This window comes from Allobacillus halotolerans (assembly GCF_018967645.1).
GTDB lineage: Bacteria > Bacillota > Bacilli > Bacillales > Alkalibacillaceae > Allobacillus > Allobacillus halotolerans.
Window position 1 is genome coordinate 17420 of record NZ_JAHLZF010000011.1, and the last position, 25587, is coordinate 43006.

The 25587-nt window shown below is 39.1% G+C and carries 28 protein-coding genes; all 28 read left to right on the plus strand.

Annotation, left to right across the window (positions count from 1 at the left end; translation table 11 throughout):
- The first annotated feature begins 2 nt into the window (after window positions 1-2).
- The 28 genes from fliM to rseP all read left to right on the plus strand — a co-directional run bounded on the left by fliM (window position 3) and on the right by rseP (window position 25584).
- Entirely contained in the window at window positions 3-998 is a 996-nt protein-coding gene (fliM, locus tag KQ486_RS08435; protein ID WP_216687378.1) for a flagellar motor switch protein FliM, read from the plus strand.
- Complete coding sequence (gene fliY, locus KQ486_RS08440; RefSeq protein ID WP_144159368.1) at window positions 991-2181, plus strand: flagellar motor switch phosphatase FliY; 1191 nt, start codon at window positions 991-993, stop codon at window positions 2179-2181. The genes fliM and fliY overlap by 8 nt, the downstream gene beginning before the upstream one ends.
- A 41-nt stretch (window positions 2182-2222) precedes the next feature.
- Entirely contained in the window at window positions 2223-2585 is a 363-nt protein-coding gene (locus tag KQ486_RS08445; RefSeq protein ID WP_144159365.1) for a response regulator, read from the plus strand.
- Window positions 2586-2676: 91 nt separating this feature from the next.
- Window positions 2677-3345, plus strand: a complete 669-nt coding sequence (locus KQ486_RS08450; RefSeq protein ID WP_216687379.1) for a flagellar biosynthetic protein FliO — start codon at window positions 2677-2679, stop codon at window positions 3343-3345.
- On the plus strand, window positions 3338-4006 hold the full coding sequence (fliP, locus tag KQ486_RS08455) for a flagellar type III secretion system pore protein FliP (protein ID WP_144159359.1): 669 nt from the start codon (window positions 3338-3340) through the stop codon (window positions 4004-4006). The genes KQ486_RS08450 and fliP overlap by 8 nt, the downstream gene beginning before the upstream one ends.
- Window positions 4007-4021: 15 nt before the next feature.
- A complete protein-coding gene (gene fliQ, locus KQ486_RS08460) occupies window positions 4022-4291 on the plus strand; it encodes a flagellar biosynthesis protein FliQ (RefSeq protein WP_144159356.1) in 270 nt (89 codons plus the stop codon).
- Window position 4292: 1 nt separating this feature from the next.
- Window positions 4293-5072 carry a flagellar biosynthetic protein FliR gene (gene fliR, locus KQ486_RS08465; protein WP_144159353.1) on the plus strand — a complete coding sequence of 260 codons (780 nt, stop codon included), beginning with the start codon at window positions 4293-4295 and terminating at the stop codon, window positions 5070-5072.
- A gap of 2 nt (window positions 5073-5074) precedes the next feature.
- Window positions 5075-6157, plus strand: coding sequence for a flagellar biosynthesis protein FlhB (gene flhB, locus KQ486_RS08470; RefSeq protein ID WP_144159350.1), 1083 nt, complete (start codon window positions 5075-5077; stop codon window positions 6155-6157).
- A gap of 20 nt (window positions 6158-6177) precedes the next feature.
- Complete coding sequence (gene flhA, locus KQ486_RS08475; RefSeq protein WP_144159347.1) at window positions 6178-8211, plus strand: flagellar biosynthesis protein FlhA; 2034 nt, start codon at window positions 6178-6180, stop codon at window positions 8209-8211.
- On the plus strand, window positions 8208-9311 hold the full coding sequence (flhF, locus tag KQ486_RS08480) for a flagellar biosynthesis GTPase FlhF (RefSeq protein WP_144159344.1): 1104 nt from the start codon (window positions 8208-8210) through the stop codon (window positions 9309-9311). The genes flhA and flhF overlap by 4 nt, the downstream gene beginning before the upstream one ends.
- Window positions 9305-10171: a MinD/ParA family protein gene (locus tag KQ486_RS08485; RefSeq protein ID WP_144159341.1), complete on the plus strand. Its 867-nt coding sequence runs from the start codon at window positions 9305-9307 to the stop codon at window positions 10169-10171. The genes flhF and KQ486_RS08485 overlap by 7 nt, the downstream gene beginning before the upstream one ends.
- Window positions 10172-10305: 134 nt before the next feature.
- Window positions 10306-11361, plus strand: a complete 1056-nt coding sequence (locus KQ486_RS08490) for a protein-glutamate methylesterase/protein-glutamine glutaminase (protein ID WP_144159338.1) — start codon at window positions 10306-10308, stop codon at window positions 11359-11361.
- 12 nt (window positions 11362-11373) lie between these two features.
- Window positions 11374-13377: a chemotaxis protein CheA gene (locus KQ486_RS08495; protein ID WP_144159335.1), complete on the plus strand. Its 2004-nt coding sequence runs from the start codon at window positions 11374-11376 to the stop codon at window positions 13375-13377.
- A gap of 13 nt (window positions 13378-13390) precedes the next feature.
- Window positions 13391-13858, plus strand: a complete 468-nt coding sequence (locus KQ486_RS08500) for a chemotaxis protein CheW (RefSeq protein WP_144159332.1) — start codon at window positions 13391-13393, stop codon at window positions 13856-13858.
- Window positions 13859-13882: 24 nt separating this feature from the next.
- Window positions 13883-14515 (plus strand): chemotaxis protein CheC, encoded by a 633-nt coding sequence (locus KQ486_RS08505; RefSeq protein ID WP_144159329.1) that lies wholly within the window; start codon window positions 13883-13885, stop codon window positions 14513-14515.
- The gene (locus KQ486_RS08510) at window positions 14508-15005 is read left to right on the plus strand and encodes a chemotaxis protein CheD (protein WP_144159326.1); all 498 of its coding nucleotides are present in this window, start codon (window positions 14508-14510) and stop codon (window positions 15003-15005) included. Before KQ486_RS08505 ends, KQ486_RS08510 begins: the two co-directional genes overlap by 8 nt.
- A gap of 33 nt (window positions 15006-15038) precedes the next feature.
- On the plus strand, window positions 15039-15806 hold the full coding sequence (locus KQ486_RS08515) for a FliA/WhiG family RNA polymerase sigma factor (RefSeq protein WP_144159323.1): 768 nt from the start codon (window positions 15039-15041) through the stop codon (window positions 15804-15806).
- A 29-nt stretch (window positions 15807-15835) separates the two neighbouring features.
- A complete protein-coding gene (locus KQ486_RS08520) occupies window positions 15836-17239 on the plus strand; it encodes a flagellar assembly protein A (RefSeq protein WP_144159320.1) in 1404 nt (467 codons plus the stop codon).
- Between the two features lie 17 nt (window positions 17240-17256).
- Window positions 17257-17574 (plus strand): hypothetical protein, encoded by a 318-nt coding sequence (locus KQ486_RS08525; protein ID WP_144159317.1) that lies wholly within the window; start codon window positions 17257-17259, stop codon window positions 17572-17574.
- A 20-nt stretch (window positions 17575-17594) separates the two neighbouring features.
- Window positions 17595-18095 (plus strand): DUF6115 domain-containing protein, encoded by a 501-nt coding sequence (locus KQ486_RS08530; protein ID WP_144159314.1) that lies wholly within the window; start codon window positions 17595-17597, stop codon window positions 18093-18095.
- Between the two features lie 146 nt (window positions 18096-18241).
- Entirely contained in the window at window positions 18242-19009 is a 768-nt protein-coding gene (rpsB, locus tag KQ486_RS08535; protein WP_144159311.1) for a 30S ribosomal protein S2, read from the plus strand.
- 102 nt (window positions 19010-19111) lie between these two features.
- Complete coding sequence (gene tsf / locus KQ486_RS08540) at window positions 19112-19996, plus strand: translation elongation factor Ts (protein WP_144159308.1); 885 nt, start codon at window positions 19112-19114, stop codon at window positions 19994-19996.
- Window positions 19997-20199: 203 nt separating this feature from the next.
- A complete protein-coding gene (gene pyrH, locus KQ486_RS08545) occupies window positions 20200-20928 on the plus strand; it encodes a UMP kinase (RefSeq protein ID WP_144159305.1) in 729 nt (242 codons plus the stop codon).
- The gene (gene frr, locus KQ486_RS08550; RefSeq protein ID WP_144159302.1) at window positions 20925-21482 is read left to right on the plus strand and encodes a ribosome recycling factor; all 558 of its coding nucleotides are present in this window, start codon (window positions 20925-20927) and stop codon (window positions 21480-21482) included. Before pyrH ends, frr begins: the two co-directional genes overlap by 4 nt.
- A gap of 90 nt (window positions 21483-21572) precedes the next feature.
- Window positions 21573-22322 (plus strand): undecaprenyl pyrophosphate synthase, encoded by a 750-nt coding sequence (gene uppS, locus KQ486_RS08555; protein ID WP_216687380.1) that lies wholly within the window; start codon window positions 21573-21575, stop codon window positions 22320-22322.
- Between the two features lie 19 nt (window positions 22323-22341).
- Entirely contained in the window at window positions 22342-23130 is a 789-nt protein-coding gene (locus KQ486_RS08560) for a phosphatidate cytidylyltransferase (RefSeq protein ID WP_216687381.1), read from the plus strand.
- Between the two features lie 32 nt (window positions 23131-23162).
- Window positions 23163-24308 (plus strand): 1-deoxy-D-xylulose-5-phosphate reductoisomerase, encoded by a 1146-nt coding sequence (gene dxr / locus KQ486_RS08565; RefSeq protein ID WP_216687382.1) that lies wholly within the window; start codon window positions 23163-23165, stop codon window positions 24306-24308.
- Between the two features lie 16 nt (window positions 24309-24324).
- Window positions 24325-25584 (plus strand): RIP metalloprotease RseP, encoded by a 1260-nt coding sequence (rseP, locus tag KQ486_RS08570; RefSeq protein ID WP_216687383.1) that lies wholly within the window; start codon window positions 24325-24327, stop codon window positions 25582-25584.
- The last annotated feature ends 3 nt before the right edge of the window (window positions 25585-25587 follow it).

The window sequence follows — 25587 nt, forward strand, 5'->3', positions numbered from 1 at the left end:
ATGTGGCCGATGATGTTTTATCCCAAGGTGAAATCGATGCTTTGCTCACTGCGTTGTCCAGTGGAGAAATGGATGCAGAGGAATTAAAGGTCGATGAAACAGAAAATAACAAAATAAAAGTCTATGACTTTAAAAGAGCATTAAGATTTTCAAAAGATCAAATTAGAGGACTGACACGAATCCATGAGAACTTTGCAAGGTTATTGACATCCTTTTTCTCAGGACATCTACGATCTTATGTATCGATCCAAGTCGCTTCTGTCGACCAAGTGCCTTATGAAGAGTTTATTCGGTCCGTCCCATCTAAGACGATTTTAAATGTCTTCTCTGCAGATCCGTTAGAAGGACGATTACTTTTCGAGGTAAATCCAAATATAGCCTATGCTATTTTAGACCGGATGCTGGGTGGTTCGGGCTCTAGCTTAAATAAAGTAGAAACACTGACGGAAATTGAGACAAAGATTATGTCGAGAACATTTGGTTCAGCGATGGAGTCGTTAGAAGAAGCTTGGGAATCTATGGTTTCCATCGATGTTGAAATGGAAGATTTTGAGGTGAATCCTCAATTTTTACAAATTGTATCACCGAACGAGACAGTGATTGTTATTTCATTAAATACAATGATTGGTGAAAGCTCTGGGATGATGAATATTTGCATTCCACATATTTTACTAGAACCCATTATTTCTAAGCTGTCCGTTCATTATTGGATGGAAAATCAAGCTCATAAGCGAAATGAAGAAGATTATCACTTGCTTCAAGAAAATTTATCGAAAGTCTCAGTCGATGTTAAAACGAATTTAGGTGAGTCATCTATTACAATTGAGGACTTTTTGCATTTACAAACGAATGATGTAATCAAACTGGATCAATCCATTCATGATCCATTAAAACTATATGTCGATGAAGAACCAAAATTTTATGTTCACCCAGGTAAGAAAAATAATCACTTATCCGTTCAGGTCATCAGTGATATGAAGGAGGAAGACGATGGATAACCATAAAGGTGATATGCTCACACAAGAAGAAATTGATGCGTTACTGAATGGCGGCCCGTCCAATGATCAACCGGATGAAGAATCTACTACACAAGAGCGGCAGCCAACTGAGCCAACGAGCGATTCGAACCCCTCACTTGAAGATGTGCTGACATCTATGGAGGTAGATGCGATCGGCGAGTTAGGCAATATATCGTTTGGTAGCTCAGCGACAACTTTATCAACTTTATTGAACCATAAAGTTGAGATTACGACACCAGTCGTAAACGCCGTACATGTCGATCAGCTTGCCGGTGAATTCCCTACTCCTCATGTTGCGGTGAGTGTCGATTACACCTCTGGATTCTCAGGTTCGAATTTGTTAGTGATCAAACATGAAGATGCAGCAGTAATCGCAGATCTCATGTTAGGAGGCGATGGTTCTACACCATCTACCGATTTAGATGAATTGCATTTAAGTGCTATTCAAGAAGCGATGAACCAAATGATGGGTTCTGCTGCAACAAGTATGTCATCCGTATTCAATCAACCGATTGACATAACACCACCGAAACCAATTATGTTAGATGCTACGACTGGTGATGGCTTAGCATATTTGCCAGATGAGCCGGTATTGATCAAAGTATCTTTCCAGTTGAAAGTAGAAAATCTAATCGATTCCAATATCTTGCAGTTATTGCCGATTCAGTTTGTCAAAGAAAGTGTTAAGCGATTATTGAATGAAAGTCCACAAGAGGAATTGAATCAACAACCCAGTGATCAAGAGGAAGGTGAGAAGGCTGTGGAAAATTATTCAAAGGAAGAGCCTGAACAGCAAAACCAGCATTCCCATGACAGCTCATATCAAAAACCTTTCATCAATCATGTTGAGTCTGCTCAATTTAGCGAGTTTGCTTCCTCAGAGAAGACAAACCCAGCGGAACGCAGAAATTTAGACTTATTAATGGATATTCCACTGAACGTTTCCGTTGAACTCGGACGTACTCGTAAGCCCATTCGAGACATTCTTGATCTTAGCTCAGGATCAATCGTAGAACTGGACAAACTTGCTGGAGAACCGGTTGATATTCTAGTAAACAGTAAATTGATTGCGAAAGGTGAAGTCGTTGTCATCGAAGAAAACTTTGGTGTACGGGTCACGGATATATTGAGTCAAGCTGAACGAATCCAGAAATTACGCTAAAAATAACTTATAAGCAGAAAAGAAAAAGGGAGAGGTCTATTATGTCGAAAAGAATATTGATTGTAGATGATGCAGCATTCATGCGTATGATGATTAAAGATATCTTAGTGAAGAACGGATTTGAAGTTGTTGGGGAAGCACAGGACGGTGTTGAAGCAGTTGAAAAATATGCTGAACTCAAACCGGACCTTGTAACCCTCGATATTACAATGCCTGAAAAAGATGGGTTAACTGCATTGAAAGAAATTTTAAGTTCAGACAGTGATGCGAAAGTAATTATGTGTTCAGCAATGGGGCAGCAATCTATGGTAATTGATGCCATTCAGGCGGGGGCAAAGGACTTTATTGTCAAACCTTTCCAAGCCGATCGTGTGCTTGAAGCCATCAACAAAGTGTTAAATTAATTAGCATATTGCCGCATGTAAGAACAGATAAAACCTTGCACATGTTGCAAGAGAAATCTATGAAAACATTTTACGGTTAGGGTCGATGACGATGAAACATAAAATAGCCATTGGAGTCTTTCTTTTCTTTTTATTCATTCCAGTTAGTTCAATTTCCGCTTCACCGAGTGGAGATGGGAATGTATCCGATCTTTTTGAAAAAGAGGAACAAAAAGAGGAAACAAATGAGCAAAGGGAACCATCACAAGAAAATAGCCTCGATATCGAAGACTCCACTGGTGAACAAGTGACAGCGTCTGACAGTTCCTTGTTTTTGGATTTCTTGAAAATGATTGTCGCACTGGTTGTTGTACTCGGTTTAATCTATTTTCTATTAAAATTTCTACAAAAACGCACTCGAATCTATCAACAGACTCGGTCATTGGAAAACTTCGGCGGTTTATCACTCGGTTCGAACAAATCCATTCAAATCGTGCGTGTCGGCAGTGAGTATTACTTAATTGGTGTTGGTGATGACGTCCAATTACTAGACAAAATTGAGTCACCGGATACGATTGGAAGTCTGGAATCAAGTGATGCTACGGCCAATCAAGCCATTAACTTTCAAGATCTGTTGAAGAAATTCACTCAACGAGATCAAAATCCATATCAAAATACGGATACAAAAAATAAATTTCAGTCTGAGTTGAGCCAGATGAGAAAGAGCCGTAATGAATTGCTGAAAGGAAGCGAACAGAAGGAGGATCAACGTCATGACTGATGCTGTCAATCTACTGACTGAGAATGATCCGCAAGCAGCTTCATCAGCCATTCAACTCTTGCTATTGTTATTGGCGATAACCATTCTGCCAAGCATCTTAATTTTAATGACTAGCTTCACTCGTATTATTATTGTGTTGTCATTTGTCAGAACGTCACTAGCGACACAACAAATGCCACCGAACCAAGTACTGATTGGGTTAGCTTTATTTTTGACTTTCTTTATAATGGCCCCGACATTTAATGAAGTAAATGAGGAAGCATTACAACCTCTGTTCAATGAAGAAATAACATTGGACGAAGCTTATGAATCGGCAAGCATACCTTTCAAGGAGTTTATGGCCAAGCATACAAGACAAAAAGACCTTGCATTATTCATGGATTATAGCGGGGAAGAAAGTCCGGAAACATTGGCTGATATCTCTTTGACAACATTAGTCCCTGCCTTTGCGATTAGTGAACTGAAGACAGCCTTTCAAATGGGTTTTATGATCTTTATTCCGTTTTTGGTCATTGATATGGCTGTTGCTAGTGTCTTGATGTCAATGGGAATGATGATGCTCCCACCGGTCATGATTTCATTGCCATTTAAAATCTTATTGTTTGTAATTGTCGATGGCTGGAACTTAATTGGTCATTCCATATTGGAAAGTTTTACATAGGAAGTAGGGCATTAAATGAGTGCAGATACAGTAATAGCATTAGCGGAACAAGGCGTCTATACATTATTGATTGTTGTTGGCCCTTTAATGATTTTAGCGCTAACCGTCGGGCTTCTCGTCAGTATCTTCCAAGCGACGACACAGATTCAAGAACAAACGTTGGCGTTTATTCCTAAAATGATTGCCGTATTTATTGGGATCGTCTTTTTTGGACCTTGGATGCTTCAACGTATGATTGAATTTACGATTAATATATTCAATAACATCCCTAACGTGGTTGGTTAATATGGCTGAGTTTATAGATCTTGCGAGAATGCCAGGGTTGTTATTGATTGTTGCTCGTTTAGCTGGTTTTTTTATGATGACACCGTTTTTCTCTTACCGAAATATCCCGATGCCTGTTCGAATTGGTTTAGTTATGTTTCTGGCTTGGATTATGTATTTCACAATAGAAATTCCGGTATTTTTCTTGAATGGACAGTTTTTTCTCTTATTGGTGAAGGAAGTAACTGTCGGATTAATGATCGGGTTACTGGCCTATATCATATTATCCGCCATTCAGATAGCAGGTGGTTTCATTGATTTCCAAATGGGATTTGCGATTGCGAACATCGTCGACCCTCAAACAGGGGCACAGAGTCCGATTATCGGTCAATATCTATACATTTTTGCATTATTATTTCTGGTTGCGACGAATGCGCATCATTTATTGATTGATGGGATTTTTTATAGCTATGAATTCATCGGATTTTACGACATGATACCCATCGGTGATCAATCTTTTCCAATTTTTATTTTAGACAGTTTTGCTCATATGTTTATGCTTGCGTTTCAGATGTCGATTCCGGTTGTCGGGTCTTTGTTCTTGGTAGATATCGCTTTAGGTATGATTGCTCGAACGGTTCCTCAAGTAAACGTGTTTGTCGTTGGCTTACCGCTTAAAATATTTGTCGCATTTGTAATGATTCTTATCTTTTTAGGATTTTATGTCATGTTGCTTCGAGGATTGTTTGAAACGATGTTCCAGATGATGAGGCAACTCATGCAGTTAATGGGAGGGGCTTAGTCTTGGAATTACTACGCTTAGACCTACAGTTCTTTAACCAAGAAAAAACGGAGAAAGCAACACCTAAAAAACGTCAAGATTCTCGTAATAAGGGTCAGGTTGCCAAAAGTCAGGATATTAACTCAGCCATCTTATTGTTTTTTGTCTTTCTCTTTCTACTTGTCTTTGGTTCGGTTATGGGTGAGGTTTTCACAGGTATGTATACATATAGCTTCACAAAATTCATCCACTGGGAAGTGACCGCAGCTACAACCGAGCAAGTATTTTTTCAAATGACGATGGAAGCCGTCAAGGTTGTTTTGCCAGTGATGGCCGTTGCAGTGATTGCAGCACTTTTATCGAACTACATACAATTCGGTTTGTTGTTCTCTGGTGAACCACTTAAATTCGACCTGAAGAAAATCGATCCGATCAAAGGGTTTAAGCGAATCTTTTCTGTCCGGGCACTTGTTGAATTTTTGAAATCCTTATTGAAAATTGTGTCCATTGGCGGTGTATGTTTTGTAGTGCTTTGGCTTCAAAAAGATGAACTCATGCTTTTATCTATGAAGACTGTGAGTGAATCGATTTCGTTTTTTGCCCAGTTGACAATTCAAATGGGTATTGCCGCCTCTCTCATGTTGATGTTTCTATCGGTTTTCGATTATTTATATCAACGGTATGATCACGAAAAGAACATTAAAATGTCCAAGCAGGATGTCAAAGATGAGTATAAGAAAATGGAAGGGGACCCGTTGATTAAATCACGGATCAAGGATACCCAAAGACAAATGGCTCAGCAACGGATGATGAGTGAAGTACCGACTGCAGATGTCATCATTACGAACCCTACCCATTTTTCCATCGCGCTGAAATACGACGAAGAAAAATCTGAAGCACCATTCGTCGTTGCCAAAGGTGCAGATTATGTCGCCTTTAAAATCAGGGAGATTGCAGAAGCAAATGGTGTGATGCGAATTGAAAATCGAAGCTTGGCAAGAGGACTGTATGCAGCCGTTGAGATTGGAGACTCCATACCTGAGGAGTTTTATCAATCAGTTGCCGAAGTATTGGCTTATGTATATAAGCTTCAACGAAAAGTGTAACTGGAAAGAGGTTTTTCTGAATGTCCATAAAAGATTTATCCGTTTTATTCGGCGTTATTATGATCATTATCATGCTGGTGATTCCTTTACCGGGGCCGTTATTAAGTGTACTCATTTTAATTAATATATCATTAGCCTTGGTCGTCATCTTAGTTGCCATGAATGTAAAAGAAGCATTGGAATTTTCTGTATTCCCGTCTCTCTTACTGCTTTTGACATTATTTCGATTGGGACTTAACGTTTCTACCACGCGTTCCATTCTATCTGAAGCAAACGCTGGTGGTGTTGTCGATACATTTGGTAATTTTGTGACCGGTGGGAATCCATTAGTCGGTTTTGTCGTCTTTCTTATTCTTGTCGTCATTCAATTTATTGTCATTACAAAGGGTGCGGAGCGTGTATCTGAAGTTGCTGCACGTTTTACCTTGGATGCGATGCCTGGGAAACAGATGAGTATTGATGCCGATTTGAATGCAGGCTTGATTACCGAGCAACAAGCAAAAGATCGCCGTGAAAAAATTGAAGATGAAGCGGACTTTTATGGCGCAATGGACGGTGCGAGTAAATTTGTTAAGGGTGATGCGATTGCCGGGATCGTCATCGTGCTGATCAATATTATTTTCGGTTTTATCATCGGGATGACGCAATTTGGCTTAAGTGCCGGAGAAACGGTAGATGTCTTCTTGCGATTGACTGTTGGTGATGGATTGGTCTCTCAGATTCCCGCGTTATTAATTGCAACCGGAACAGGGATTATCGTGACGCGCGTAGCGGCAAAAGGAAATCTTTCTTATGATGTTACGAGTCAATTATTCCGGTTTCCTAAACTGTTATATATAGCAGCAGGAACGATTTTTTTACTCGGATTAACTCCGATTAATTTTGCTTTGACGACAGTGATTTCCGGTATGCTTGGATTTGGTGGGTTTTACTTGAGTCGAGCTGAAGAAAGGGCTGCTGAGCCAATTGAAGAAGTCGATGAAACGGAAGAACGTGCGCAAGAAATGGCAGCACCGGAGAATGTGGTTCAGTTGTTAAACACAGATCCGATTGAATTTGAGTTCGGTTATGCACTCATACCGATTGCCGATCAAAATCAAGGTGGGGACCTACTTGACCGCGTTGTAATGATTCGTCGACAACTAGCATTGGAGCTCGGACTCGTCATTCCAGTTGTAAGAATTCGCGATAACATTCAATTGAACCCGAATGAATATCAACTCAAAATTAAAGGAAATCAAGTTGCTCAAGGTGAACTGTATATCAACCATTATTTAGCGATGAGTCCAGACTTAGAGGATGATGGGATTGACGGCATAGAAACGAAAGAGCCTGCCTTCGGATTGCCAGCTAAATGGATTACTGAAGAAATGAAAGAAGAAGCTGAATTGCTCGGATATACTGTCGTTGACCCGCCATCAGTTGTTTCAACGCATATAACAGAAGTTATTAAACGATATGCTCATGAATTGATTGGTCGCGAGGAAACAAGACAGTTGATTGATCACTTAAAAGAAACGCATCCGATTTTAGTGGAGGAAATTACGCCGGAACCATTGTCTGTTGGAGAAATTCAAAAAGTGCTAGCCAAGTTGTTAAGTGAGCAAATTTCCATTCGTAACTTGCCAATTATTTTTGAAACATTAGCTGACTATTCAAAAATGACAAATGATACAGATCTGCTGACAGAATATTGTCGCCAAGCGCTATCTGTGCAAATTACCAATCAATATGCTCAGAATCAATTTTTAAAAGTTGTTACCTTGTCTCCTCAAGTGGAGAAGATGGTTGTTGAGGGAATTCAACAAACAGAACACGGGAATTTTATTACGATGGACCCTGAAAACCAACAAAAATTAATCGAAGCTGTCCACCAAGAGCTCACACAAGCCTATTTCCAAGATTCAGCTCCAATTGTTTTGTGTTCTCCTGCTGTTCGGATGTATGTAAAACAAATTATCGGAAGAGCTTTACCAGAAACGGTCGTCTTATCCTATAACGAATTGGAACCAACTGTTGAAGTAGAAAGCAGTGGGGTGGTGAATGTACAATGAAGGTAAAAAAATACATTGCATCGACAATGCCAGAAGCAATGAATCAAGTGAAAAAAGAATTGGGTGAATCAGCGGTTATACTAGATTCACGTGAGATTAAAACCAGTCGTTTCTTTGGTCTGTTCGGGAAAAGAAATATAGAGGTTTTGGCAGCAGTCGATCCAAAGCCGACTCGGATACGCCAATCTTCTCGAGAGAAGAAGCAAACGGCAAATGATTCAGTAATGCCAACAAAACTTCCAATGCATTTACAGAAGTCCGAATCGTCGAGAGAAAAGGTGTCTACTCGATTATCCTTATCGAATCGCTACCCGCATCCGGTCGAAAGTACACTCGAACAGTTGCAGCAAAATGGAATCGATGAAGATACACGTGCGCATGTGCTTCAAATACTATTATCAACGTTTTATAAACATGATGAAAAAGTGACCGAATCTGAACTTTTAAATGTGACAAAAGAATTTTTTAAACACGAGATGGCTTCCTCTATTGAATCAACGGAAGGGCATTCAAAGTTCATATATCTTCTAGGTCCGACAGGTGTTGGTAAAACAACGACTATTGCCAAATTGGCTGCCGACGCTAAAATGAAACACGCGAAAGATATTGCATTTATTACATTGGATACTTATCGAATTGCAGCAATTGAGCAGTTAAAAACGTATGCGAAGATCTTAGATATACCTATTGAAGTTGCCTATAATGCAGAAGATTTAGAAGCTGCCAAGGAAAAATTCAAAGATAAGGATCTCATCTATATTGACACGGCCGGTCGGAACTATATGAACAGCGAATATATCAATCAACTAAAAGAGATCGCCCAGTTCAAAGAACAGGACAAGTTGATGTGCGTTCTGTCACTGACGGCTAAGGAAGAGGATATGGAAACAATCTATCAACAATTTTCGAAATTGCCCGTTGATACGGTTATATTTACAAAAGCAGATGAAACATCAACCTATGGGCAAATCTATAACTTATGGAAGAAACATCACTTTGCTATCCATACGTTGACAATCGGTCAAGATGTACCGAATGACCTTTTAACTGTCGACGCTGAGGTTCTCGCCCAGTTGATGGTCGGTGAAAAATCATGGTGAATGATCAAGCATCGAAACTACGAGATTTGATGATAAACCAAGAGAATAATCAATCTGCAAAAGCGATTGCTATATTCAGTGGTAAAGGTGGAGTGGGTAAATCGAATTATGCGATTAATTTTGGGCTTTGCCTAGCGGATCGGCGAAAAAAAGTACTACTGATTGATTTAGATATCGGCATGGGAAATATTGATGTCTTACTAGGTATGAGTCCAGATCATTCTATGGCTGAAATGCTAGAGAATAAAATGAGCATATTTGATATAATTGAATCAAGATCTGACTATTTTTCTTTTATCGCAGCCGGTACCAGTTTATCGCATTTATTTGAATTAAACACGTCGGGAAGGATGCATTTCATTCAGCAATTTCAAGAGGTTCTTCATTTTTTTGATTACATTCTCTTGGATTTAGGAGCAGGGATGACAAAAAGTCATTTAGCGTTTTTAGAAGCGGCTGATGAATCTATTGTTATAACGACACCAGAACCTACATCATTGACCGATAGCTATGCGGCAATAAAGCATCTATTAATTGAATCGGACAACAAAGATATTCAATTATCCTTACTCGTAAACCGAACGGCTAAAAGTACAGAAGGATGGCAAGTGTATCAACGACTTAGGAAAGTTGCCATGAATTTCTTAGACTGTGAACTTCGGTTTGCTGGTAGCTTGCCAGATGATCCTGCAGTGTCAGAGTCTGTAAAAAAGCAAATTCCTTTTATAGAATCTTTTCCAAAATCTCGAATCTCAAAACAATTAGATAAAATTGTCACTCAATATGAGCAAAAAGAATCGCCCGACACAGAGCGATCAATAACATTTATAGAGAAAATGAAAACGAAGTTATTTCGTTAAGTTAGTTTCAAGTTAATAAAAAAGAATGGTCGTATCAACCGAACCGATATTCAAACGAGCCACACAGAAACACGTTTATTTTTCTATCTCAATAGAAAATGAAATCACCACAACGAAAGAAAGGTTGCCCGGCGATGAAACCATATAAAGTACTCATAGTAGATGATTCAGCATTCATGAGAAAAATGATTTCCGATATTGTTCAGCAATCTGAGCGATTAGAAGTCGTCGGAACAGCTAGAGACGGAGTAGACGGACTTAAAAAATTGAAAGATCTGAAACCGGACGTTGTAACGTTAGATGTAGAAATGCCTAAGATGAATGGACTAGAAACATTGGAACGAATTATGAAAAGTCATCCCATGCCAGTCGTTATGCTATCTAGTACAACAAAAAGTGGAGCGAAAGAAACGATTGAAGCCCTTCGTATAGGGGCAATCGACTTTATTTCCAAGCCTTCTGGACCCATTTCACTGGATATACATAAAGTGGCATCAGAGATTACCGAGAAAATCATTCAAGCAGCAGAAACATCAAGTGGTCAACAATATCAACATTTACGGAAAAAGTTCGATATAAATAATAACGAGCACATTCCGCCATTTATACATAAACAAACAGTGGTCTGTATTGGCGTTTCAACAGGTGGACCAAAAGCCTTACAACAAGTCATCACTCAGTTGCCCAATGATTTTCATGCACCAGTCGTCATCGTACAACATATGCCTGCGAAATTCACAAAATCACTTGCTGAGCGGCTGGATGAGCTTTCAGCTGTCAAAGTAAAAGAAGCAATACCTGGAGAGATTTTACGCAATGGTGTTGTCTATATTGCACCTGGAGATTATCATCTTCAACTCAAACAACTTAATCGTTCACTTGTCATTGACATCAACCGAGAAGAGCCGGAAAAGGGACATCGACCATCCGTGAATAAGTTGTTTTCATCGGTTGCTACATTAAAAAACACAAATAAACTAGCGGTTGTACTTACGGGGATGGGTACAGACGGAACAGATGGAGCTATGGAACTGAAACAACTTGATACAAGGAGCATCATCATCGCTGAATCCCAGGAAACAGCATTGATTTACGGAATGCCCAAATCTATTGTTGAACATATCAATGGTTGCTTGATCAGACGCTTGGATGAAATCACCTCGACACTGGTGGAATTGGTGAACGAATAGGGAGGAACATTTATGGAGACTAGCCAATATTTAGGTATTTTTATCGATGAAAGTAACGAAAATTTACAGACAATCAACGATGGATTGCTCGACCTAGAAAAAGACCCTACGAATATGGAACATATCGAAGTGATCTTTCGTGCGGCACACACATTAAAAGGTATGTCTGCAACAATGGGCTATGAAGAATTGACGACATTAACACATCAAATGGAAGATGTTCTCGATCTAGTCAGAAACAATCAATTACCAGCATCTACTAATTTGCTGGATATGTTATTGCATGCTGTCGAAAAGCTTGAGGAAATGGTCGGTGATATCTCTTCGGGCGGTGATGGAAAAGGTGTAATACAACCTATTTTAGATCAACTCAAAGCAATCGAGAAAGGTGAAGATGTTTCGGATGATTCTGTAGCTTCCAACCAGGATGTCACTAGCAAAGAACTCACGCTCGATTCGTTTGAAGAAACGGTGATTAACCAAGCAAAAGCAGAAGGTTTACATACTTATCACTTAACGATTCAACTGGCGGATGATTGTTTGCTGAAAGCAGCACGTGTCTATATGGTATTTGAGATCCTAGAGAAGGAAGGCGAAATAATTAAGTCAGTTCCTTCAGTCGAAGTACTTGAAAATGAAGAATTCGATCAACAGTTTGATGTGGCCTATGTGACTTCGATCGAACAGAAAGAAATAACTGACAAAATCATGAAGGTATCAGAAATTAAGCAGGTGAGCATTCAACCAATCGGCAATCAAAAACAAACGGAACGAACAGAAAACATAGGAATAAATCAAGAACCAACAAAACTTGATTCCACAACGAAGGAAGCCCAAGAAAATTCTGGATCCAAACGAAAACAAGCAGCAAATAAAACCATCCGTGTTAATATCAATCGTTTGGATGCATTGATGAATTTGTTTGAAGAGCTAGTCATTGACAGAGGAAGACTAGAACAAATCGCCGATGAAATGGAGCATAATGATTTAACAGAGACGGTCGGTCGAATGACCAGGATTTCCAGTGATTTACAAAGCATCATTTTAAACATGCGTATGGTCCCGATTGAGCAGGTTTTCAATCGTTTTCCACGAATGGTTCGCCAATTGACACGAGAGTTACAAAAAGAGATTCAATTGGATATTGAAGGTGCCGAAACAGAGCTCGATCGAACGGTAATCGATGAGATTGGGGATCCTTTAGTCCACTTAATCCGGAACTCGTTAGATCATGGGATTGAAACGCCAGATGTCCGAGAAAAAATGGGAAAAAATCGCCAAGGACACGTGTTGTTAAAGGCTTATCACAGTGGCAATCATGTGTATATTGAAATTTCTGATGATGGACAAGGAATTAATCGAGAAAAAGTATTGAATAAAGCCATCGAAAATCAGGTGGTCACACCTGAACAAGCGAATCAGCTATCGAATCGAAAAATCGATGAACTCATTTTAGCAAGTGGATTCTCAACAGCGGACGAGATTTCTGATATATCTGGTCGAGGAGTGGGACTGGATGTTGTCAAAAATACAATAGAATCCTTGGGCGGAACAATAGAAATTATATCAGAGGAAGGAAAAGGGACCACGTTTACGATCCAACTCCCACTGACATTATCAATTATCTCAGTCATGTTAAGCACGATTGGTAATGAAACGTATGCCGTACCACTTTCAACAATCATCGAAACGGCGCTGATCAAACCGGAAGAAATCGTTACCGTACAAGGACAACAGATGATGCATTTCAGAGAGTCTGTGATTCCACTTATCTTTTTACGTGATGTGCTGGAAGTGCCAGATTCTGCTAATGAATCTGCCTATGAATCCGTTATCATTGTTCGTAAAGGTGAACAAGTGGCAGGTCTGGTAGTTGATTCACTGATCGGGCAACAAGAAGTTGTTTTGAAAAATTTAGGAAACTATCTAACGAACATATTTGCCATATCAGGGGCGACAATACTCGGCGATGGAGAAGTGGCGTTAATCATAGATACGCATTCACTAATTAAATAAGGAGGCTGTTTAGATGAGCAAAGTGTCAAAAGAAGTTAAAGTGATCGTCTTCAGGTTGCAAAATGAAGAATATGGGGTGCCAATCGATTATGTCGGTTCAATCGAGAGAATGCTAGAAATTACTCGGATTCCCAATACACCGAAGTTTATTAAAGGAGTCATAAACTTACGTGGTATTGTCACACCGGTCATTGATTTACGTGAGCGTTTTGGTATGGAAACGAGTGAGTATTCTAATCGGTCAAGAATGATTATCGTGCACATTGATGATAAAGAAGTCGGTATGATTGTTGATGAAGCGAACGATGTTGTTGACTTGAGTGAAGATGACATTGAAACACCACCAGAAGTAATTGGTTCGGTGGACACTGATTATGTCCGTGGTGTAGCCAAATTGGAACATCGGTTATTAATTCTGTTAAATCTTGATCGAGTACTCTCCAATGAAGAAGTGAATCAGTTATCAGCAGTGGAAAAATAACTCTGCTGGTGGAAAGGAAGTATTATGAATCATCCTTTTGATTATACAGCGATCCACAAAGATGTTTTAAAAGAAATCGCTAATATCGGTGCGGGTAACGCTGCGACGTCATTATCTGAAATGTTGAATCAACCCGTACACATGAAAACGCCAGTTGTACATGTTGTTTCCTTTGATGAAATGATGGAAAGGGCAGGTGGGAAGGAAGAAGTACAAGCTGCTATTCATGTAGAGTTACAAGGACGGTTAAAAGGAAGCATGTTTTTTGTGATTGATCCGGCTGAAGCAGAAGAATTTGTTGGATTGCTGACCGGCAATAAGAACTTATCCTTAATAGAAGGCGATTCATTCGCAATATCTGCTTTTATGGAATTAGGAAATATTTTAACTGGATCCTATGTGCGTGCGTTATCTGACTTTACAAATTTGGAAATACATCAATCCGTTCCTTCTGTCGCTATAGATATGCTGGGTGCAATGTTGACTGCAGGTCTAATCGAAATTTCGCAAGTATCCGACCACGCAATTATGATTGAAACAGTTTTCAGTGATGAAACATCGGAAAAGAACCCATTACAAGGTCATTTTATTTTATTACCGGACCCAGAAGCATTTCAACAAATTTTTGAAGTATTGGGAGTTGCCGATCATGAGTAAGGTTCTGGGTGCTGTCAAGGTTGGAATAGCTGATTTAAACGTAGTCGAACACCCAGGATCGATTTCCACAATCGGACTAGGTTCGTGTGTTGGCGTTGTGATCTATGATGAACAAATCCGTATAGCTGGATTGGTCCATGTGATGCTTCCTGATTCGTCAATTGCCAAAACTGAGGATTTTAAACAAGGTAAATTTGCAGATACGGGAATTGCGACACTAATTGAAATGATGCTGCAAAAGAATGCTAAAAAGAGCCGAATGAAAGCTAAAATTGCGGGTGGAGCTCAAATGTTCACCAATCAAAGCGGGAAAGATACAATCCGGATTGGGCCAAGAAATATTGATGCAGTAAAAGAAGTGCTCACAGAGCATAACATACCACTCCTTGCTGAAGATGTTGGCGGAAATAAAGGCCGGACAATCGAATTCAGTACGGAGAGTTTACTTTTGAAGGTTCGGACCATACAGCAAGGTGAACAGTTCATATAATCAGAAAGCCTGAGTTTCAGGAGGTTACATATTATGGTATTAACCGAAGATTCCTTGAAGACAATTTGGAAAAAATGGCAACAGGATAAGGATGAGCAAGCTGGGAATAAATTGGTTGAACACTACATGCCACTAGTGGATTATCAAGTCAACCGCATTTATACAACATTACCGAAGAATGTGGAAAGACAGGATATAAAAAGCTTGGCTTTTATGGGGTTGGTTGATGCATTAGAAAAGTTCGATCCCAACCGTGATTTAAAATTCGATACGTACGCTTCTTTTCGCATAAAAGGTTCGATCATTGATGGTTTACGAAAGGAAGATTGGCTGCCAAGGTCTGTCAGAGAAAAAGCAAAAATAGTCGAGCAAGCAACGGAGCGATTGGAAAAGAGATTGAATCGAGAACCAAAAATCAGTGAAATCGCAAATGAAGTCGGCATATCCCACCAAGAAACCTCAGAAATTGTAAAAGATACACTTGTCGCAAATTTTCTATCGATTGAAGAACAAAAAAGTGAACAACAACCCGAGCATCGGGAGAGCTTAAGGAACACCATACCAGATAGACAAGCGTATACGCCGGAAGAGTCCAGCTTGAAAAAAGAGCAAATCAATGAATTGGTAACAGTGATTACAGAACTGAATGAAAAAGAACAGCTTGTCCTACAACTATTTTATAAAGAAGAATTGACATTCACAGAAATTGGGGGGATTCTTCAACTCTCGACTTCTCGAATTTCACAGATACATACAAAATCCATTGCAAAACTGAAAAGCCTTTTAACGACTGTTCAATAAATCGTTCAGTGACTAGGAGTGAAAAAAACTTGGATTTGTCGAGCGTCTTTCTAATCCAGATTAGTGATGATAAAATGCAAGCACTTATAGAGTTTAACCGTGAGGTATTACAACATCGATCTACCCAAGAATTACACGAACTAAAAGAACAAATTCATTTAAAAGATCTTTTTGATTTTGCTCGTTCGAAAAACGTAACATATGGGTTGTTGGAAGATGTTTTATTAACGATGATTAAAAACTTTCGAATTAACCAAGATCCCGTTGTCTTTGCAAGAGGGCTTGCGCCTCAACATGGGAAGAATGGTATGTTGAAATATCACGTACAATTAGGAACAACAATCGAGATAAACGATCAAGAGCATATTGACTTCAAAGAAATCATGGTCATTCCAAAGGTCGAAACAGGCACGAAATTAGTTACCATTATTCCGCCAACAGAATCAAAGGATGGAATGAATGTTACAGGTAACGTAGTTAAGGCAAAGCCCGGGAAACCAGCAGTTATGAAGGCTGGAAAAAATACAGAATTTCAGGAAGAGCACCAGGCAATATTTGCTACCGGAAGCGGCCAAGTCAGTTTGATTTCAAAACAAATACAAGTACTTCCTGTTTATGAAGTGAAAAAATCGGTGAGTATGGAGACAGGCAACATTGATTTTAATGGTTCAATCGTTATAAATGGTGACGTTCCCACAGGTTTCTCTTTAAAGGCAAGAGGCGATATAACGATTCAAGGGACTGTCGAAGCTGCCACCCTGGAAGCCGGGGGTTCGATTTTTGTCCATGAGGGTGTATATGCGGCTGGTAATGGAAGACTTGATGCCGGAATGGATATTCGCGTACGGAATATTAATCAAGCAAATCTTAAAGCAGGTAGAAATATCATTATTGAAAATTCTTGTTTACATAGTCACATCGATGCTCAAGATATGCTCTATTGCCACCGAGGACATATTATTGGAGGACATATATCTGTCGGTAAGAAAATTGAAGGAAATGATTTCGGCAATCGTTTAGAAACAAAGACAGAAGTTTATTTAGGCCATAGTATGGATGTCATGCATTTGTATAATGAACTAGAGTCAAAAATTGAACAAGCCCAAGACCAATTAAAAAAGTTAAAACTATTGGGAGAACGTTTAGAAGAAGTCAAACAAATTAGGGATCTATCAAGCAAAGAACGTGTAGCGATGTTGCGTCAAAGAAACACGTATAACATGACAAAGATTGAACTTGAGAAGTTGCTTGAAAAACAATTTACATTGAACGAAGAGAAGGAAGCATTTGATTTTTTGAAAATGGATGTAAATGGTATCCTGTATCCAAATGTTCATGTAATGGTCGGAAAGTACTCCATGTCCATTCAACAAGAATATAAACACGTATCGGTTGTCTACAAACATCAAGATTTTTCGATCATTCCTTTATAAAAAAAGGAGTGAGTTAAGTGAGTTGGAAGGGTGTAGAATTACAAGTCGCACTGCCGAGAGTTCAAGAACACAGTCAACTCCAAGATCAACTGCAACAACGCGGCAAACAAAGTCAAGACTTTATCGGCCAGAATCATTTAAAAGAAGCAGAAAAGATGCGAAAAGCAGTAATAAAATCAGAACAAAAAGATCAAACGCAAATTCATAGGGATGCAGATGATAGCAACCAAGTCCGACAATCAAACGAACATCACAGACCTTTGAAACAGCAACGAACAGAGGAAAATAGATTAAATCATCCTTATTTAGGAAAGAAGATTGATTATTCACGCTAGCGATTGGAGAAGGGTTCGACGTGTTACTATTAAGCTTAATTTTACATGGCGTTACATTCATTTTTCTGTTTCTTCTCTATCAGAAACTTCAGGAAAATAAAGAGCGAGAAAATGTTATTGAACAGAAAGAAAAAGAAATTGATGAACTATTCCATAATTATTTAGTAGAGATCAAGGAAGAGAACCAGAAATTCACCGAACAAATAAACAAAATGAAAAAACAACAAGATAAGCAAAGAACGCAACAGCAACAAAGCAAAGAATCAGTCATAGAAAAAGAGGATTCGACCGAATTTGAAGAGGAGCCCTTCTTTACCAAAGAAAACTTCCCCGATGAACTGGATTATGAACCACTTATTCCACAAGAAGAACATGAGCCGGTGTATGAGCTAACAATGGAAAGCCGAGTGATGCACCTTTACGATCAAGGCTATTCAGCAGATCAAATTGCTAAACAATTAAACGTAGGTGTGACAGAGATCGAACTAATGATTAAAATTCATACACAATTGTCGAATTAACACTTGCTAGTGTAAAATCAATATGATATATTTACTTTTGGTGTTAGTACACACGCTCGTCGAAACAGTACAGTGGTGCTTTCAAAAAGTTCTGTTCTGTTGATGAAGTGAGCGGAGGAATATAAAAACCATAGGAGGAATGAACAATGGCAGCAATTTCAATGAAACAATTGCTAGAAGCAGGTGTGCATTTTGGCCACCAAACACGTCGTTGGAATCCGAAGATGAAAAAATACATCTTCACGGAGCGTAACGGCATTTACATCATCGATCTACAAAAAACAGTTAAAAAGGTTGATGAAGCATTTAACTTTGTGAAAAACTTGGCACAAGACGGAGGGAAAGTTTTATTCGTCGGTACCAAAAAACAAGCACAAGATACAATTAGAGACGAAGCAATTCGCTCTGGTATGTACTACGTTAACCAACGTTGGTTGGGTGGTACATTGACAAACATGCAAACCATTCAAAAACGAGTAAATCGTTTGAAAGACATCGAAAAAATGGAAGAAGACGGTACGTTCGACGTATTACCGAAAAAAGAAGTTGTTATGATTCTTAAAGAAAAAGAACGTCTTGAAAAGTTCTTAGGTGGCGTTAAAAATATGAACGGCTTACCAGACGCTGTATTCATTGTCGACCCACGTAAAGAAAGAATTGCTGTGAAAGAAGCACAGAAATTGAATATTCCAATCGTAGCGATGGTTGATACAAACTGTGATCCAGACGAGATTGATTACGTGATCCCAGCAAATGATGACGCAATCCGTGCGGTTAAGTTACTTACTTCCAGAATGGCTGATGCAATTCTAGAAGTAAAACAAGGTGAAGAACTGCAAGATACAACTTCTGAAGAAGAAGCAACGAGTGAAGAAACAGAAGAGAAAAAGACAGAAGAAAAAGTAGAAGAGTAAAAGGTAAAGGGTGATAAGGGGGAACAGAACCTTTTATCACCCTTTTTTAGAAAACTTTCGTCTTAACGATATGATACCCAATTACCTGAAGGAGGAATTCTTATGGCAGTAAATGCGAAAATGGTTAAAGAATTACGTGAAAAAACAGGCGCAGGAATGATGGATTGTAAAAAAGCGTTAACTGAAACGGATGGAGATATGGATAAAGCTGTTGAATATCTTCGTGAAAAAGGAATTTCTAAAGCAGCAAAGAAAGCAGACCGCATTGCGGCAGAAGGATCAGCTCATATCAAAGTTGACGGAAATGCTGCTGTATTGATCGAAGTAAACAGTGAAACAGACTTTGTTGCAAAGAACGATCAGTTCAAGGAACTATTGGATGCTTTAGCAAGCCATATTCTAAGTCAAAATCCTTCTACAGTAGAAGAAGCTCTTGAACAGCCATTGAATGGTGAAGGCGATACCGTACAAGAGTTCATCAATAAAAACATTGCACAAATTGGTGAAAAACTATCACTTCGTCGCTTTGGCCTACTAACAAAAGATGACAATGCTGCGTTTGGTGCTTATACTCACATGGGTGGCCGAATCGGAGCGTTAACCGTATTGGAAGGTACAACAGATGAATCTGTAGCAAAAGATGTTGCTATGCATATCGCAGCAGTTAACCCTCGATTTGTATCTCGTGATGAGGTTCCGCAAAATGAAGTGGATCAAGAACGCGAAATGCTAAAAACTCAAGCATTGAATGAAGGTAAACCTGAGCATATCGTTGAGAAAATGGTCGAAGGACGTTTAGGTAAATTCTTTGAAGAAATTTGCCTATTGGAACAAGGTTTCGTTAAAGATCCAGATCAAAAAGTTAAAAAATATGTAGAATCAAACGGCGCATCAGTAACAGAATTCGTCCGTTACGAAGTTGGCGAAGGTATGGAAAAACGTGAAGAAAACTTTGCTGACGAAGTAATGGGTCAAATCAAAAAATAAGCTGTTCCCAAGTCCTTTGTTCATGTGGCGCTCATATGAACCATAGCGAAATTTTATATGAACATTCATCTTACTTGAATGGGTGGCAAGAAAATAGGGAACACGGAGAACGTGTTCCCTATTTTTAAAAGAATCTATTTAGCTAATCATTTTTAACAGCACATGTTTGATGAATAGCTTACATATAATTGATGGAGGTAGCTATGTCGACACCAAAATACAAACGAATTGTACTAAAATTAAGTGGTGAAGCATTAAGTGGAGAAAAAGGTAGTGGCATTGATCCAACGTTTATCAAATCAATAGCCCAACAAATAAAAGAAATTCATGATTTAGGTATAGAAATTGCCATTGTCGTTGGCGGAGGAAACCTTTGGCGTGGTAAGATAGGTAGTGAAGTTGGAATGGACCGTGCAAATGCCGATTATATGGGCATGTTGGCGACAGTCATGAATTCACTGGCCTTGCAAGACAGTTTAGAGAACTTCGATGTCCAAACACGTGTCCAAACCTCCATTGAAATGAGACAAGTTGCAGAGCCTTATATTCGCAGAAAAGCAATGCGACATTTGGAGAAAAAGCGTGTGGTAATCTTTGCTGGAGGTACCGGGAATCCATACTTTTCTACAGACACAACGGCAGCCTTACGAGCAGCAGAAATTGAAGCAGATGTCATTTTAATGGCAAAAAACAATGTAGATGGTGTCTATTCCGCTGATCCGAAAATGGATCAAGAGGCAATGAAGTTCAGTGAGTTATCCTATTTGGATATCTTGAACAAAGGGCTTGCGGTCATGGATTCTACAGCGACTTCATTATGTATGGATAATAATATTTCATTAATTGTATTTTCCATCATGGAAAAAGGAAATATCAAACGCGTATTATTAGGAGAAGACATCGGTACAGTAATTAGGAGGAAATATTCATGAGTCAATCAATCATTAATGACACAAAAACAAAAATGAATGATGCTGTTAAAGCTTTTAGTAGACAACTGGCTACAGTTCGAGCAGGTCGTGCCAACCCGGCCATTTTGGATACGGTGTATGTGAATTATTATGGTGCCAACACGCCGTTGAATCAATTAGCGACAATTTCAGCACCAGAAGCACGCTTACTTGTCGTCACGCCATTTGATAAATCATCGATCGGTGATGTCGAAAAGGGTATTCTGAAAGCAGACTTAGGATTGACACCAAATAATGACGGAAATGTCATTCGAATCAATATTCCTGCATTGACAGAAGAAAGAAGAAAAGAATTGGTGAAAGTTTCACGGAAATATGCTGAAGAAGCTCGTGTTCAAGTCAGAAATATTCGACGTGAAGCTAACGACCAACTGAAAAAACAAGAAAAAGATAGCGAAATTACTGAAGATGAACTACGTGCTAATCAAGATGAAGTTCAAAAAATCACTGATAATAGTATCGGTGAAATTGACTCTAGTTTAGAAGCAAAAGAAAAAGAAATTTTAGAAGTGTAATTAGCTTCTCGCATGATTAACATAAGCTTTCGCTGTGTGAAGCGAAAGCTAAATTTTTCTATATACTCTTTTACTTAGTGAGGGATTGGTATGTTTACTCGGTCGAAAGAAAAGCAATCCGTTCAAAAAGAAATCGATCCATCCAATTTACCGGAACATATTGCCATTATCATGGACGGAAATGGACGGTGGGCAAAAAAGAGGGGATTGCCTCGGATTGCCGGACATCGGGAAGGAATGAAAACCATCCAAAAGGTGGTTGAACGTGCCGTTGAACTAGATCTTAAAGCGTTAACATTGTATGCTTTTTCCACTGAGAATTGGAAAAGACCAATGAATGAAGTGGAGTTTATTATGAAACTTCCCTCTCAGTTTTTGGACACTTACTTACCAGATTTAGTAAAGAACAATGTGAAAGTAACAACGATTGGCGACTTTGACGCCTTGCCTAAATATACAAAAGAAGCAGTCAGTTATTCTGTAAAAAAAACAGAGAATAACACAGGATTGATCCTTAACTTCGCAATTAATTATGGCAGTCGCAAAGAAATATTAGATGCTGTGAAGCAAATTTGCTTGGATTATCAGGAAGGTCAAATGGACCTTGATGATCTGGATGAAAAAGCGTTTTCAAATTATTTGACCACAAATTCGTTGAGTGATCCCGATTTGGTTATTCGTACAAGTGGTGAACAACGCATTAGCAATTACTTGTTATGGCAAATCGCCTATTCAGAATTTTATTTTACAGAAAAACTTTGGCCAGATTTTAATCAAAAAGCCTTGGATATGGCTATTTTAGCTTATCAAGACCGTAAGAGAAGGTTTGGTGGGTTATAGGCAGTTAGGTGGATGTATAATGAAAGAAAGAATAATTACCGCAATTATCGGATTGATTTTATTTATTCCGCTTGTCCTATTCGGAGAGTGGCCATTTGTTGTTATGGTGTTTCTATTAGCAACCATCGCTTTTTTTGAGTTGATGAGAATGAATAATGTACCTTTCAATTCCTTTCCTGCAATCGTCGGAGTGGTTATGCTATGGTTGCTTTTATGTGATGAAAAGGTTTTGCCATTTGCAGAACGAATTCCTTTAAGCCGTATAGAAATCATCTTTTTAGCTTTTCTGTTATTATTGGCTTATACGGTTATCGTCAAAAACAAATTTACATTTAATGGTGTTTCGTACGTACTGACTTCTGCACTATACATAGGGATTGGGTTTTCATACTTTATTGAAACACGCTATGACGGTTTGGAATATGTTGTCTTTGTGTTAGTTGTCATTTGGTTAACAGATACAGGGGCATTCTTTACCGGTAAGTTCCTTGGTAAAAATAAACTGTGGCCGGCAATCAGTCCAAAGAAAACGATTGAAGGCTTTTTTGGTGGCGTGATCATCTCCGTTATTGCTGTATTGATTCTACAATCTATTACAACCATTCATGATAATTTATTAATCTTACTACTAGTCACTATATTTGCCTCAATTACAGCACAAATCGGTGACTTGGTTGAATCTGCTTTAAAGAGACATATGGGAGTCAAGGATTCAGGGCAGATACTACCTGGTCATGGCGGCATCCTCGATCGCTTCGATAGCTTGATCTTTATGGTGCCATTTTTACACTTCATACACTTTTTTTAATTGAACGAACTTGATAAGTTGAGGGTTGTATAATGAAAAACATTACATTATTAGGTGGGACAGGTTCAATTGGTGAACAAACTGTCGAAGTGATTGAACAGCTTCCGGATTATCGATTATTTGCCTTTGCTTTTGGAAAGCGTGTAGACAAAGCACTTGAGTTGGTAGAAAGATTAAAACCAGAATGGATTATCGCTGGTGATCGGAAAGCCAAACAAGAAATTGAAAAAAAGATTTCTTTTCAAGCGAAAATATCTTATGGAATGGAAGCTTTATGCGAAGTTGCTGCCCATGAACAGACGGATATGGTTGTCAATGCACTACTCGGAAGCATCGGACTTAAACCGACTTTGGATGCAATTCGTGCCCGAAAACAAATCGCTTTTGCCAATAAAGAGACGTTAGTCACTGCTGGGCATATAGTGATGGAAGAAGCGAAGAAGTATGGTGTGGATTTACTGCCTGTGGACAGTGAACACGCAGCCATTCACCAGTGCTTGCGTGGAGAAAAGCAAGACCAACTTAATCGTTTAATCATCACTGCTTCTGGCGGTAGCTTTCGGGATTATTCACGTGATGAATTGATCGGTGTCAAAAAAGAAGATGCATTAAAGCATCCGAATTGGGATATGGGTGCAAAAATCACGATTGATTCGGCTACAATGATGAATAAAGGATTAGAAGTCATTGAAGCTCATTGGTTGTTTCAGGTACCCTATCAGAAGATTGATGTGCTCATGCATAAAGAAAGTGTCATTCATTCGATGGTTGAGTTCAACGATTTAAGTGTAATGGCACAACTAGGGACTCCAGACATGCGGATACCGATCCAATATGCATTGACTTATCCCAATCGAGAAAAATTTGCGTTAAGTGAAGGATTAGATTTATTGAAGTTTCAAAAGCTTCATTTTAATGAGCTGAGCTTCGAACGATTCCCTTGTTTACGAATGGCTTATGAAGCTGGAAAAACAGGCGGAAGTGCACCGACTGTTTTAAATGCGGCCAATGAAGTAGCTGTCCAATTATTTTTGGACGACAAGATAACCTTTTTGGACATTGAGCAACTCATAGAAGACGAATTACAGAAACATCAAGTAATTGAGCAACCTGATTTGGAAACAATTCTTGCTGTTGACCAAGATACGAGAAAACGCATTTTGAGTGTTTACTCGTAAAGGAAGGTGCTAATGAATGAATACGATCATTGCCTTTATATTTATGTTCGGTTTGTTGGTTTTTATCCATGAATTAGGACATCTGATCTTCGCCAAGCGTGCCGGAATGCTTGCAAGGGAATTCGCAATTGGCTTTGGTCCGAAAATCTTCTCTCATCGAAAAGATGAAACATTGTATACGATTCGAATGTTACCAATCGGTGGGTATGTGCGTGTTGCCGGGGACGATCCAGAAATTGTGGAATTGAAACCAGGTTATCATATCGGCATTGAATTCAATGAGCAAAACAAAGTGAACAAAATCATCGTCAATAATAAATCGAACCATCCCAATGCGAAGGTGGTCGAAGTCGAACAAATTGATCTTGATCATGATTTGACACTTCTTTGCCATGATCTCAATACAGAAGAAAGACAACAGTACGATATTGACCGAAAAGCTTTGTTTGTCATGGACGAAAAAGAAACTTTGATTGCTCCATACGATCGTCAATTCGGTTCAAAGTCAGTTGGAAAGAAAGCAATGCAAGTATTTGCTGGTCCATTGATGAACTTCTTGCTCGCTATCGCCATATTTTGGGGACTTGGTTTTATTCAGGGAGTACCTGTTGAAGAGGCGTCATTAGGTAGTGTGCAGGATGGTTCACCAGCAGAGCAAGCTGAATTGATGGAAGGAGATACCATCACTTCGATTGACGGCAAAGAAATTAATGATTGGACAGAATTCGTTCTTTATGTACAGGAGAGACCTGGAGAAGAAATCGCTTTGACCGCTGATCGGGATGGCCAAATGATTGAAGCTTCACTTGTCACCAATTCATTCGAGACAGAAACCGGTGAAATGATTGGTCGAATTGGTGTGAAGCGAGACTTCGATAAAGCACCATTAGAAGTGTTCAGTTATGGTTTTACTCAAGTTTATGAAATCGGCACACTGATCCTAGATGCTCTAGGCATGCTTGTAACGGGTCAATTATCACTGGATGCTTTAGCAGGTCCTGTAGGTATTTATACGGCGACAGATGAAGTTGTCCAAACAGGAATCCTGAACTTCTTTATGTGGACAGCCATGCTCAGTATTAACTTAGGAATTGTAAATCTATTACCACTTCCAGCATTGGATGGCGGTCGTCTGATGTTCCTCGGCTATGAAGCAATTCGAGGTAAACCACTCGACCCACAAAAAGAAGGGATTTTCCACTTTATTGGCTTTGCTTTACTGATGTTATTAATGATTGCTGTCACGTGGAATGACATTGAACGATTGTTTATGTAAATG

Coding starts and splice junctions, on each gene's coding strand:
- KQ486_RS08490 (WP_144159338.1), top strand. CDS start 10,306: ATGAAACCATATAAAGTACTCATAGTAGATGATTCAGCATTCATGAGA.
- fliP (WP_144159359.1), top strand. CDS start 3,338: ATGACTGATGCTGTCAATCTACTGACTGAGAATGATCCGCAAGCAGCT.
- dxr (WP_216687382.1), top strand. CDS start 23,163: ATGAAAAACATTACATTATTAGGTGGGACAGGTTCAATTGGTGAACAA.
- uppS (WP_216687380.1), top strand. CDS start 21,573: ATGTTTACTCGGTCGAAAGAAAAGCAATCCGTTCAAAAAGAAATCGAT.
- fliY (WP_144159368.1), top strand. CDS start 991: ATGGATAACCATAAAGGTGATATGCTCACACAAGAAGAAATTGATGCG.
- frr (WP_144159302.1), top strand. CDS start 20,925: ATGAGTCAATCAATCATTAATGACACAAAAACAAAAATGAATGATGCT.
- rpsB (WP_144159311.1), top strand. CDS start 18,242: ATGGCAGCAATTTCAATGAAACAATTGCTAGAAGCAGGTGTGCATTTT.
- KQ486_RS08505 (WP_144159329.1), top strand. CDS start 13,883: ATGAATCATCCTTTTGATTATACAGCGATCCACAAAGATGTTTTAAAA.
- fliR (WP_144159353.1), top strand. CDS start 4,293: ATGGCTGAGTTTATAGATCTTGCGAGAATGCCAGGGTTGTTATTGATT.
- KQ486_RS08485 (WP_144159341.1), top strand. CDS start 9,305: ATGGTGAATGATCAAGCATCGAAACTACGAGATTTGATGATAAACCAA.
- flhA (WP_144159347.1), top strand. CDS start 6,178: ATGTCCATAAAAGATTTATCCGTTTTATTCGGCGTTATTATGATCATT.
- KQ486_RS08560 (WP_216687381.1), top strand. CDS start 22,342: ATGAAAGAAAGAATAATTACCGCAATTATCGGATTGATTTTATTTATT.
- KQ486_RS08495 (WP_144159335.1), top strand. CDS start 11,374: ATGGAGACTAGCCAATATTTAGGTATTTTTATCGATGAAAGTAACGAA.
- fliQ (WP_144159356.1), top strand. CDS start 4,022: ATGAGTGCAGATACAGTAATAGCATTAGCGGAACAAGGCGTCTATACA.
- KQ486_RS08445 (WP_144159365.1), top strand. CDS start 2,223: ATGTCGAAAAGAATATTGATTGTAGATGATGCAGCATTCATGCGTATG.
- KQ486_RS08450 (WP_216687379.1), top strand. CDS start 2,677: ATGAAACATAAAATAGCCATTGGAGTCTTTCTTTTCTTTTTATTCATT.
- KQ486_RS08500 (WP_144159332.1), top strand. CDS start 13,391: ATGAGCAAAGTGTCAAAAGAAGTTAAAGTGATCGTCTTCAGGTTGCAA.
- KQ486_RS08515 (WP_144159323.1), top strand. CDS start 15,039: ATGGTATTAACCGAAGATTCCTTGAAGACAATTTGGAAAAAATGGCAA.
- pyrH (WP_144159305.1), top strand. CDS start 20,200: ATGTCGACACCAAAATACAAACGAATTGTACTAAAATTAAGTGGTGAA.
- KQ486_RS08510 (WP_144159326.1), top strand. CDS start 14,508: ATGAGTAAGGTTCTGGGTGCTGTCAAGGTTGGAATAGCTGATTTAAAC.
- rseP (WP_216687383.1), top strand. CDS start 24,325: ATGAATACGATCATTGCCTTTATATTTATGTTCGGTTTGTTGGTTTTT.
- tsf (WP_144159308.1), top strand. CDS start 19,112: ATGGCAGTAAATGCGAAAATGGTTAAAGAATTACGTGAAAAAACAGGC.
- flhF (WP_144159344.1), top strand. CDS start 8,208: ATGAAGGTAAAAAAATACATTGCATCGACAATGCCAGAAGCAATGAAT.